At 45.6% G+C, this 11,321-nt stretch carries 12 protein-coding genes and 1 pseudogene; 2 read left to right on the top strand and 11 right to left on the bottom strand.

The window, feature by feature from the left end; translation table 11 throughout:
* Positions 1 to 7 precede the first annotated feature (7 nt).
* Positions 8 to 1,663: an ABC-ATPase domain-containing protein gene (locus RH85_RS17330; RefSeq protein ID WP_006714007.1), complete on the top strand. Its 1,656-nt coding sequence runs from the start codon at positions 8 to 10 to the stop codon at positions 1,661 to 1,663.
* A gap of 108 nt (positions 1,664 to 1,771) precedes the next feature.
* Here RH85_RS17330 and RH85_RS17335 read toward each other — a convergent pair whose 3' ends face one another.
* Positions 1,772 to 2,392 carry a DNA-J related domain-containing protein gene (locus tag RH85_RS17335; RefSeq protein ID WP_006714008.1) on the bottom strand — a complete coding sequence of 207 codons (621 nt, stop codon included), beginning with the start codon at positions 2,390 to 2,392 and terminating at the stop codon, positions 1,772 to 1,774.
* Positions 2,393 to 2,762: 370 nt separating this feature from the next.
* Between RH85_RS17335 and RH85_RS17340 the strand changes: the two are divergent.
* Positions 2,763 to 3,140 (top strand): annotated as a pseudogene (locus RH85_RS17340) (DUF2238 domain-containing protein); the annotation flags it as partial.
* Positions 3,141 to 3,213: 73 nt separating this feature from the next.
* Here the strand turns inward: RH85_RS17340 and RH85_RS17345 are convergent.
* The 10 genes from RH85_RS17345 to RH85_RS17385 form a co-directional block, all read right to left on the bottom strand.
* The gene (locus tag RH85_RS17345; RefSeq protein ID WP_006714010.1) at positions 3,214 to 3,774 is read right to left on the bottom strand and encodes a hypothetical protein; all 561 of its coding nucleotides are present in this window, start codon (positions 3,772 to 3,774) and stop codon (positions 3,214 to 3,216) included.
* Between the two features lie 8 nt (positions 3,775 to 3,782).
* Positions 3,783 to 4,721, bottom strand: a complete 939-nt coding sequence (locus RH85_RS23525; protein ID WP_006714011.1) for a hypothetical protein — start codon at positions 4,719 to 4,721, stop codon at positions 3,783 to 3,785.
* On the bottom strand, positions 4,721 to 5,320 hold the full coding sequence (locus RH85_RS17355; protein ID WP_006714012.1) for a YmfQ family protein: 600 nt from the start codon (positions 5,318 to 5,320) through the stop codon (positions 4,721 to 4,723). The genes RH85_RS23525 and RH85_RS17355 overlap by 1 nt, the downstream gene beginning before the upstream one ends.
* Positions 5,308 to 6,387: a baseplate J/gp47 family protein gene (locus RH85_RS17360; RefSeq protein ID WP_006714013.1), complete on the bottom strand. Its 1,080-nt coding sequence runs from the start codon at positions 6,385 to 6,387 to the stop codon at positions 5,308 to 5,310. Before RH85_RS17360 ends, RH85_RS17355 begins: the two co-directional genes overlap by 13 nt.
* Before the next feature lie 2 nt (positions 6,388 to 6,389).
* A complete protein-coding gene (locus RH85_RS17365; RefSeq protein WP_006714014.1) occupies positions 6,390 to 6,836 on the bottom strand; it encodes a phage GP46 family protein in 447 nt (148 codons plus the stop codon).
* Positions 6,833 to 7,426 (bottom strand): phage baseplate assembly protein V, encoded by a 594-nt coding sequence (locus RH85_RS17370; RefSeq protein WP_006714015.1) that lies wholly within the window; start codon positions 7,424 to 7,426, stop codon positions 6,833 to 6,835. The genes RH85_RS17365 and RH85_RS17370 overlap by 4 nt, the downstream gene beginning before the upstream one ends.
* On the bottom strand, positions 7,414 to 7,770 hold the full coding sequence (locus RH85_RS22095) for a phage baseplate assembly protein (RefSeq protein WP_050799209.1): 357 nt from the start codon (positions 7,768 to 7,770) through the stop codon (positions 7,414 to 7,416). The genes RH85_RS17370 and RH85_RS22095 overlap by 13 nt, the downstream gene beginning before the upstream one ends.
* Positions 7,767 to 8,468, bottom strand: coding sequence for a phage baseplate assembly protein (locus RH85_RS17375; RefSeq protein WP_050799210.1), 702 nt, complete (start codon positions 8,466 to 8,468; stop codon positions 7,767 to 7,769). Before RH85_RS17375 ends, RH85_RS22095 begins: the two co-directional genes overlap by 4 nt.
* Positions 8,461 to 9,675 (bottom strand): DNA circularization protein, encoded by a 1,215-nt coding sequence (locus RH85_RS17380; protein ID WP_006714016.1) that lies wholly within the window; start codon positions 9,673 to 9,675, stop codon positions 8,461 to 8,463. The genes RH85_RS17375 and RH85_RS17380 overlap by 8 nt, the downstream gene beginning before the upstream one ends.
* On the bottom strand, positions 9,676 to 11,321 hold a 1,646-nt coding region (locus tag RH85_RS17385; protein WP_006714017.1), incomplete at its 5' end, for a phage tail tape measure protein.

Raw genomic sequence — 11,321 nt, forward strand, 5'->3', positions numbered from 1 at the left:
GTTCTTTATGGATCAGCTAATCGCGACCCTAAAAAAAATCGAAAAACAGAACTACCGCGCGTATCAACAAATCAAAGGTCAGTACGACCTGACTGATTTCACGTTATTTGTTGATCATGTACAAGCTGACCCATTCGCTTCCGCATCACGTCTACGTGCTTTCCGCCCTTGGTCATTAACAGGCCTAGATTGGCTAAAAGAAAAATCACCGGCTTATCAAATTGCCGCGCGTGATTTTATTGCCCGTACTTTCGCAGACTTTGCCAAGCAAGAATCACACGTCAGTATCGCACTGCATGGCCAGACGGTACTTGACTCGACTGCCGTTGTTTTCACTGAAGAAGGTATTGAGTTGCGTTTCCGCGTCAACTTACCTGCAGAAGGTCGCTCAGTACTGGGCAAAAAAACCATCAACATTTTGACCTTCCATTTGCCTAAGTTTGTTCGCCGCGCGACCATTGCCCGCGAAATCGACATAGAAGCACTGGAACGCCACTGCCAAATCGTTGAAGACCAAGAAGCCATGCGCGCTCAATTAGAGCAGCATAATCTTATTGCCTTTGTTGGTAATGGCTCTATTCTGCCGCGCCTAGCGGGTAACTGCGATTTGCCAATGAAAGAGGCAGTCGAGTTTACCGCTCCAGAATCTTTGCAAGTAACATTAGAGACTCCAAACCAAGGCTCAATCGTTGGCCTTGGCATTCCTAAAGGTATTACGCTAATTGTTGGTGGTGGCTTCCATGGTAAGTCAACGCTACTGACAGCGATTGAACGCTCGATCTACAACCATATTCCAGGTGATGGTCGTGAACGCATCGTGACCAACCTTGATGCGATGAAGATTCGAGCTGAAGATGGACGCAGTGTGCACAACTTGAATCTTTCTAACTACATCAACCACCTACCAATGGGGAAAGATACCGCTAATTTCTCAACCCAAGATGCTTCAGGCTCAACGTCTCAAGCGGCATGGTTACAAGAATCGATTGAATCTGGTGCCCGTGGTTTGTTGATTGATGAAGATACTTCGGCAACCAACTTCATGATTCGTGACGAACGAATGCAAGCTCTGGTCAGTAAAGGGGCTGAGCCTATCACGCCACTGGTTGATCGTATTGGTCAATTGCGCTCTGAGCTCGATATTTCAACCATCGTCGTTATGGGTGGGTCTGGTGACTATCTGGATGTTGCAGATACTGTGATTCAAATGCACGACTACCAAGCGGTCGACGTCACAGAAAAAGCGCAGCAAGTGATTGCCCAGCATCCAACACAACGCTGTAACGAAAGTGAAAGCCCGCTTGAAACGTTCCCGCCTCGTGCACTTAACGGTGCCGCTTTGCAAGCCATCTTGCTTGACGGCAAGTTCCGCGTATCAGGCAAAGGTACTGAGTCACTGCGTTTTGGTAAAGAATTCGCTGACATTTCAGCCCTAGAGCAGCTTCAATCAAGCTCAGAAGTGAACGCGATCGGTTGGTTGTGGTTCCAATTGGCACAATTGCCAGGTTGGACAAACAATCCTGCCAAAGAAGTCGCACAGATGATTGTCGGTGAATGGCACCAGACGATGCCAAAACAGGGCGATCTAGCAAAACCTCGTGTGCTTGATGTTATGGCAGCCTTAAACCGTTTACGTAAAGCGCAGTTTAGAGCAGAGAAATAACGCTTTAGCGAATAAAATTAAAGCGCCTACTGGCGCTTTAATTTTATCTAACGGCGATATCAACACACTTTCTCGTCTTAAAGCGGAGCTACCCGCACAATTCAAACATCATGCTCTGAGTACATGCCAAGCTTCGCAAATAAGACGGAATTGGTCGCTGTTGCCACTTTGCCGATCGGGATGCCATTTTAACGCAAGTTTGCGCCATTTCTTCCGAACTTCACTATCACTCGCCCCTTCCTCTAACTCAAATAAACGCAGTGCTTTGACTCGATCTAACGTGCCGGTTCTGTCGGTGTTCTTGCCCACATACTCACGATATCGAGTCCAAAATTCATTCAGAAGGCGCTTAATCTCACCTTCTTCCGCTTCATAATTGCTCCATTGGGTATAGTAATCTCGCAGAGGATCTTGAAGGTCAATTTCATACTGCCTACCTTGATGGCAATTAGGGAGCAATGCAATATCCATTGCCTCTACTTGCACCCAACGTTCAGGATAGAGGGTATCTTGCAGCTGGTACAAGGCATTCATAATAAGAAAGTTTCTTTTAAACAAATCTTTATCTGGACGTGAATCTAGCGCTGGCATTAACCCTTTTTCGCTGAGATGTGCAGCCAAGATATGAACTTTCCAGCCAATCGGTTTTTTGCGCAAGATTTCTAATATTGGCCATAAAAGCGGGTTTTCTACTTCACCGAGTGTCGCTAGGCCATATTGCTCAGTCATAACGTCCTAATTAGAATGGCGTCTTTGTTCTAGATTGTAGTAGATTACCTCTGCTGTGAAGTTTGATTCAACCTCTATCGGTTTACTTTTTGCGACAGTTTGAAGCAAGTCCTCATCTTCTCTTTCATTGTTCGTCTTTACGCTTGCCAAGACTACATGTCTCTCCTATTCATAAAGAAAACACCGCACAAAACAACAATTGAACACTGTTTTATTTGGATGTATGCTTACATAAATAGGAAACGTCGGAAATCGCTTTAATCAGCGTGATGAATCACCAAATTAAAGCGTTAACTCGCGTCGGTCACGCAATCTAGCGCGATTATTGGATTCGTCAAAGCTCGATGGTGACCAATTTGAGGAGGAAAAAATGATAACTATAAGCCGTAATCCGGTCTTAACACTGCTTACGCTACTTTATACTCTGGTGTTTCTCTTTTCCGCCATAGAACCCGTATCACGGCCGGTGTGGTTTGCAGAAATCATTCCCGCGATTGGCGTCTTAGGACTCATTTGGTGGGTTACCCGCCATTATACCTTTTCAAATACCGCTTATATTCTGATGTTTGTCTGGCTAGTGCTGCACACCATCGGCTCCAAATATACCTTTGCAGAAGTGCCATTTGACTGGTTCAATCAATTAATCGGCTCTCATGAACGCAATCAGTTTGATCGTGTTGCCCATTATTCGATTGGCCTTTATGCCTACCCCATTGCCGAATACCTTATCCGACGCAACATTGTAGCCCGCCGCCAAAAATGAAATGCAAAACCGCTTAATGTGAGATTTGCATTTAGTCTCAAACTAAGCGGTTTCAAGTTTAAGCTTGTGGTGGAGTTGGATGAGGATTATTTTCTTTGATTTGAGATTCTAATTCGTTGATACGCTCACTCAGAATAAGAGCCTCTTCCGTTTTTCCTTGACGTACTTTGCGTGCATATTCAATTTCTAGTTTGTCTGTCAATTGTCTATACGAAGCTTCTCGTTTTGCATCGGTTGACGCATAGTCATGAAGATACTTGTTAGTTTCATTAGTGACCCAAACACCATTGGTACGCTCATCAAACTCGGTTAACGGCTTATCAGGTGTGAAGCCCTCTTTAATGGGCCCAAGTTCAGAGACCATTTCCGACTTAGTACAATCCGATTCGTCATAAATCATCGTGCCTTGATGGTCTTCGATATACTCTGAATCAATAGCCTTTCCGGATTCATCAAGAACTGCTACTACTGCAAAACCTTGCTTCGGTGGTAAAGGTTCTGATTCCAAAGCATCTTTTGGAATATGGTACAAGCCACCGCGATATTCCGCCTTGCACATTGAAAGCACTTCTAGCGTGGTTTTGTTTATCGGCCAGTATTTTTTAACTTTATCTTTCATCTCGACCTCTAAATACTAATCGCCATTGGGCGAGCAATGTTTCGAACACGGCCTCGAGCAAAGTCAGAGCTAATATTACCTTGCCCTGGGCCTGCCATACCCTCTGTATTAACCGCACCTGTCTGCGTTCCAAACTTAATCGTAATGACTTCTCTTGGATCTCCCGGAGCATCAAACTCAAACCCAAGAACTCGCAAATGAGCCGAGTCATTTAAGTTTGGTATTGCCATATTCTGACCATCGCCGTCCCCCATAAAGGCTGTTGATTTCTGCCAAGAGTTAATAACACGACCTGGGTCAGCTCCACGCCCTTGGTCAAGCACACGTAAAAATTCGCCACGAATCTCACCTGTATTGATAGTGCCGTCAGAGACTAAATGCGGATAGCGACGAGCCAAGCGCCAATAAACAGCAACAGGTAAATCAACGTTGATTTCCATCACTGCCCACTCTGGTGCTGTCGTGTGAAGCCACAAAAATGGCATTCCCGTAATATCTGCTTTGTAGTCAATCCACCAAAAAGGTGAGTTAATACTTTGCCATTCGATGTGACGGTTTGTTGGATCTGTTGGATTTTTCCCTACACAAGACATATTTGGACCTGCATACATTTGCATTGGGCGAACTTCTCCATCAATTATGCAAGTGCAAATATCACCAGTATGATAGGTTGTATCTTTGTTCCAAGGCTGCCATTGACTTGATTTGTTAGCGTTGATGATTGCAACTACGGCTTGACTCAAGTGATTAAATTTTTGAGGATCAAACTTTATCTCAGCTGCAAGTAACAAACTTTTGAATTCATCAATTTGTGCATTGAAATAATCTGCACCTGGATACGATGGACGAGCATCATTACCTGATTCTGTAAAGTAACCCGCATCACCAATAGGATTGTTCGCTGGTGGCTTTTCTGTTGTTTGAGATCCATTTTGCAGTGGATGCATTAGATGGTTTCCTCATAGTTATAGTCGTAGAACTTACCACCCATTTTGTATTTGTTCAGAGTGCACTCCAATACACGTGCATCATTGCTGATTAAAGGCGTCATTACGTTATCAAGGCAGGTCATGCGAACGTCAGGCATGCCAAGAACCGTAACCTTTAAAATGTGTCGCCAACGCTCTGGCCAGATTGGATAGGTACAAGAACGAAGGCAATGATGCGGAAATATCTCTTCCACTTTGATGGTAAAACCAAGGTCTTCAGCCAGCTTTTCAATTTGCCAAGTAGCAAGACCACCTTGCATTTTGTCTTTGGTCTCAACGGAATGACGACGCCACTCAATAGAGTCTAGTTGCCCTTCACACTCAGGCAAACCCAAATACTGTTCATACTCAGGTAGAAGTATATTGGCTTGTGAAGGCGTCATTTCTAACTGAATAGCATCGCACTGCAAATCAGTATCCGCTAGGGCTTTAGCGAAAGCGTTTAAGAGCTTCGTTTGACCTGCTTTCTTTTCTGTATTCCAGGCAAGCCCACGAGGCATTAACAGTGTTAATACCTCAAGCCATGCATCTGTACTTTGTGCCTTTAGACGATCCATTGTGGTTCTCCAAAGGTGATTAGCTCTTTCTCTTCGCTGGTGATGTTTTTATCTAATGTACAAGAGTAATCCTGTACGCCAGTGCTTATACCAATAGCCGTTCGCACCTGAGAGAGTGTGATAGTGCTAGCCGGATTAGAATAATTACGCTCTAGGTTCTTAAGACTTTGAACAACCGATTTGCGTGTTTGTTCATTATCTGGCGTGAGTTTAATCTGCAGTTGAACGACCTTTAAACGCAGTTTAAACGGTACTAGCTCAATACCACCTGGTCGTCCGACTTCAATGCCTGTCGCTGGGTCTGGATGACAGTAAATGTATTTATCTACCTCATCCTGTTTAGCGTCGGTTGGAATGATGTCTGTTAGATTGTCGCACACGAACGTTAAACCCATTGTGCTTCCACCTTGATAAGCGTCATACGCCCACGCACGGGTGACTTCTGACACCTCCAGAGCCCACGCTTTGTAATCGTGAACAGCGCCGCCCATTAGTGGATTTTGCTTACGGAAATAGAGACGACCTAGCAGCTCATTTAACGGCTCTAAATCTGCACCACCATCAAGGCTTTCGATTGTGGCTTTGCTTTCTAATCCAGCGATAGGGTTAACTAAAGTAAGCTCTTGAGCTTCACCAGCTAAGTTGCCCGCACGGCCTGTCGTTTTACACTGAATCGTGAAGCGAACTGTACCTTGATTCGATTGCTCTGCTTCAGTGACTATGTAACGTAATCCATTAGCATGCTGCAGCAGGATATCGCTTTGAGCGATTTGGCTTACCTGCCCATTAACAATCGCAATACCATTTGCCTTTTTAGCAAGTTTACGTGGTACGCCTTCATAAGCAGCACGCTCGACAATTGTTTGTTCGTCAGATTGGCTAATTGGCACGATTTGTTTACTTAGCCAATCAATATGGTCATGGGTATCACGTTTAGCTGCAGCAACAGCAAACGCAACGGCACGTTCTACGCCAATAGGCGGTAATTGGCTGACGTCGAGTTCTGTTGCAATATCGCTTTCAACCTGACGCACGATTTCTCGGAGTGACTGTGATTTGTAGGCCATAGTTAAAACTCTTCTTTCATTGTGTGTTCCCAGCGAAGTGCTGCTTCATAACTTATCGTGCTGCCATCTGGCTTTTGAATTTTGATGTACATCGAGATTTGATGACCACCAGTTCTGGCAGTGGTGACGCTGTACGTCTTAGCATAGCCATAAGTAACTAGTGGCTTTAAAGCTTCGGTAGCGTAATCTTTGATGCGATTCTTAGTCTCATTGGTGACTTTCTCTCGATAAACTAACCACAAACGGCTTCCCCATTCGAATTCTGAATAGGTGTTACCTGGCCAACCGCGTTTATCAGTCGATTGGGTCGGTAATACATCAGAATTTTTGGCTCTCGCATCAGTAAACAGCATCAAAATAACCAGACTGCTCATGCCATCATCTTCAGCCAATTTGCCTTGTGATAGGTCGTAAGCTGTGCCGTATTGAGTCCAAACCACTTTAATCATTCTGAGACTCCGTTAGGTCGTTTCGTTTGCAATGTCGCACCGTTATCCGTGTAATCGTGGTCGTGTGTTACGACATCGATATCACCAAACTTACCGCCTTTCTCGCCTTCCACTTTGCCTTTTACTAATAGGTTTTTGCCTATCTCGACATCTTGGGAAAAGGTGGCTTTGGGTGTCTCCACGATGACTTGCTCTGTTGCAACCAACTTGATGCGTTTTACGGTTACCGTTAGTTCGTCACCAATGGCTTCCAGTACGCCGTTTTCAGTCAAACGAAAGTAATGACCGTCTAGGTGATACAGCGCCGAATCACCGCGTTTACCGCCTTTTAAACGCACGTCTTTATCTTCTGCGCAAAGCACAACACGATGGGATGAATTGCCATTCAACTCAGCAATAAGAACATCACAATTCTCCGGCGGTACGGATGAAAACCCGTATTGCTGCATGCGTGGCACATCATCAAGGACATCACCATAAACTGTGCGCACCTGGATAACCTGTCTAGCGACTTCATCTTTAATCGCCAGTGCGACACCACGGGTTATCATGTTGGCAACAACACGTCTTAAGCGCTTTAAGGCGTCCATGGAAAATCTCCCTGGCTTTGTGGTTTCTCGATAGGAACTTCTAATGCTTCTGGGTAAGCCATAGTTAAAACCGTGGCTCGACCGTTGTCGTCTTCTGAATACAGAAAACCGCTAATCAACATGTCATCATCGATGGTCTGGATAGGGTCAACAACTCGAACAAGACGATTCATGGGCCAGAGTTCACCGCTAAAATCGATACCCATTCGCCAGCCCGATACCGTTATTTCACTGGTATTGGCTTGTGCTTCGGTGTGTTTGATATGCCACTGACCACGAAGGCTTGCACCGGCAACCGTAAACGGCTCTTCCATCAACACGATTAATGGACGATAGCGCTTCACTCGTTCGTTTTTTCAGTGACCGACTGGTTACCCGATTGCGCCAACGTAAACTCGCCACCGATACCGGAATCACCTTTGACGGTAATGTCACTATGAGAGCCTTGCATCGAGAAACGTCCACGCGCAGCGCGAATGTTTATGCCGGTTTCCAGCTTTACAGATAGGCGTTTTTTGCTTGCAGTCGTGATGACTAAATTGCCATAAGCATTTGAAGTCAACAGAACACCACGCTGGCGAGCAAGACGATCGAGAAAGTTAAAGACCGTTTCACCATGCTCCACACGAACCACACTAAAAGCTTCACCGATACTCGTTTCAACCACGACATCGATACCAAAGGGCTTACAAACATCTACAGCAATCTGTGTAAGCGTCGAGTTCTTCCACTCACCAGAGGGATGGATAAGCGAGCACTCAACCAAATCGATAGTCTTGTCATGGCACACCAACTCATAACGCACTTCTTTGCCGTCATAACTTGGGACAAATTCCGTAATGTAGCCGGTAGCCACTCGGTCATTACCAATCTCGATAACAACCGGCTCGCCCTCATCCATGATGAGCTTTCGTGCTTGGTTCCACTCTTTGGTGACACTTAATCGAGTCTCACCAACGACGTTCTTAAGTGAGCGTTGAATGCGAACGCTAGTCCAACCCTCAATGGCTTTATTACGTACTTTTGCGACGACTCTATCCACGTTTCACCACCTCAACTTGATGATGTACTGTGATAAATGACGGACGTGAAAGCTTGTTGCGTTTAATGATTTGATTGCGCTGCTCTGTATCTCCGGTCTGTTGATAAGCAAGCAAAGCAACTGGAATAAGATTGCGAGGACTGATAACCACAACATTAGGCAGCTGACGAATACGCTCAGACAAATCTTTTGCTGCTGCAGTGCGAAGTACCCGCAGCGAACGCCAGCTCAATCGGTTACCCGACTCGATAGCGTTCTCTGCTAAATCATTCAGCTGATTGTTCAGTGTTTCTGAGGCATCTTTCGCTTGTTCACTATCACTAAAACCTCCATCTTCACCTGTTACCGGTGCGGCAACGATAGCGTCCACCTTCGCAATCACCGCTGCAGTTTGCAGTGTTTGATAAGTCAGCTCTTGCGTCTTTGCCTGGTCGCTATTCCATGTTGGATTATATGCCTCTGACATACCTTTCCAGCGATTCGACATTTGGTCGTAAACCTCAAGTGATTGCGGCATTTCTGTTACAAGGTTACCGACATCTTGAACAAGGTTTGTCACTTCACGCATCAACTCACCAGGATAAGCCAGCAAACTAGAGACTGAATACTTGGCATGTTCAAGGCGATCAACCCATTGACCAATCTCTTTGGGTAATCCAGGTAAATCAGCAACAAAGTTATCTAAGTCATTAAGGGCGTTATCAATGCTTTCACCTAGCGTTAATTCTTGCTCAGGTGTGAGCTCTTGCGTTTGCTCTTCAAAGTGAGTGAGGTTCGCTTCTTTGGCTTGGTCTGATTTCTCACACGTATCGTTCTGGCTATCAACGCGCTCGATAGTGAAATCATTACCTGCAGCGTAAATCTGAAAGCTGACACGAGCGATATTGAATTCATCGTTATTGAACTCATAATCCACTTCGCCCACTTGCACTTGTAGAATGCCAAACCAAGGGTGTACAAGTTCACCAGGACCAGCGACATTTAATGCCGCCACGAGGCTTTCAAACTCTTGCTCTGCCGCTGGACCAACAAACACAGCACGAATGGTTTCGTTATTCAGCACGCCGCCGTTATCTTCAGCAAAACCGCCATCACGTTTAGGATACTCGTGAGCAATGGCTCTGCGACCAGACTTGCCTTTTACGCTCTCAAGAGGAAAGGACACACCGCGAAAAGAAGCTTCAAGGCGTTCGATATCTTCGCTCATTTAGTCCTCCATCGTTGCACCAGGCAACTGACTAATATCGATGCCCACTTTAGGCGGGCGACCATCGTGATAAGTGTTTACGCTGACGCGCAGTTTGCCGCCGTAATCAGGGTAATTCGTTTGCATTGGTTGCTGACCATAGTTGCCAGCTAAATAGCTAAACTGTGGATTGATAACGTCTTCGTATTTATTGGTTGGCTCTGATTTCGGGAATAGATCGCCCAGCGTGGTATTTTTCGCCCATTTATCAAATGAGGTGTCACCAATCAAAGAATCAAGAGCGAGGTCTGTCAGCTCATAACCGGCATATAGCAAGCCCGCTTTCTCAGCAATGCCGCCAAGCTTAGAACCTGCAGAACCTTTGTCATGACCAGTGTCATGTTTACCGCTCTTATCTGGCAGAGATGATTGCGTTGAAAAACTTGCGCCCATATTTGTGACAAAGACTGGCATTACGCCTAGACCATAGCCCATGTCATTTCCGGTTTGACCTTGGCCACCTTTTTTGCCGAATACCACTTTTAGATCTTTCGCTACGCCTAATGCTTTACGGGCGACTAGCAGAGTCCCTACCGTGTATGCGATGTATTTACCCGTTTGCATCCAGTTATCAACGGCTTCTTTATCAAGAGAATTAACCGCATCAGCCAACTTTTGCATGGGCTCAGCAAGTTCATTGCGAGCAAGGTTATCAAGTGCAGTCGCTAAGCTCTGGAAAGCAGCACGGGAATCTTCAGCGACTTTTTGTGCGTCAGCCATGGTCGTTGTGCCATCACCGTCTACTTGCATAAATTGGTCAAAGCTTTTTACTTCTCCGTCTTTTAAATAACCTGACCGCAAAGCATTCACAACTTTGAGCGCTTCAGATTCAAGACCAATCCAGGCGAGTACATCACTGATTGTTTTACCTGCGTTCTTTGCTGCTTCTCCGCCTTTAGTCAAAATATCAGAAGCGATGTCCGGCATTGGACGCATTATTTCAACACCTTTTTTAAGCTGTTCTGGGTCAAAAATATCAACCCCTAGTTGATTCAGTTTCTTACGCTTTTCGGCGCTCAAAGTGACGTCACGAATAAAAGCCGAAAATGAGGTGACCGCTTGTGATTCCGAACCTGTTGCACCATTAATGACCTGCATAGCCGCGCCGAGCTCTCGAACGGCTTCTAAGCCCGTTCGACCTGTGGCGGCATAGGCTGCAAAAATCTCATTACCATGCTGGGCTAAATGTTGGAGGGTGAAGGCTCCACTCTTACCTTGCATATTCAAAATATCGATGGCTTGAAGCATCTCTTCTTGAGTTTCTAGCCCCATTTTTTTGAGGTTAGTAAATACTGAACCAACAGATGCGCCATCCGCACCGGTTGCTTGGATAACCATGGATATATTGCGTTTGTTATTTAGTGCGAAATCGAGATCACCAATTTTCTCCATGATGACCTCAATACCAGAGAGAGCTTCATATGGGTCAATCCGAAATTCGCGGCTCGCCCCTTCAATATCGGCATAGAGTTCTTTGGTTTGAACCCTGGTTAAATTGGCGGCGACAGAAAGACGAGATAACCGGCGATCGAGTGTCATCATTCGATTGGCAACTGCGCCGCCAGCGACAGCAGCCACAAGTCCAGCGTAGCGGTTTTCTACGCTGC

It is taken from the genome of Vibrio ichthyoenteri ATCC 700023, assembly GCF_000222605.1.
In the GTDB taxonomy this organism is placed as follows: domain Bacteria; phylum Pseudomonadota; class Gammaproteobacteria; order Enterobacterales; family Vibrionaceae; genus Vibrio; species Vibrio ichthyoenteri.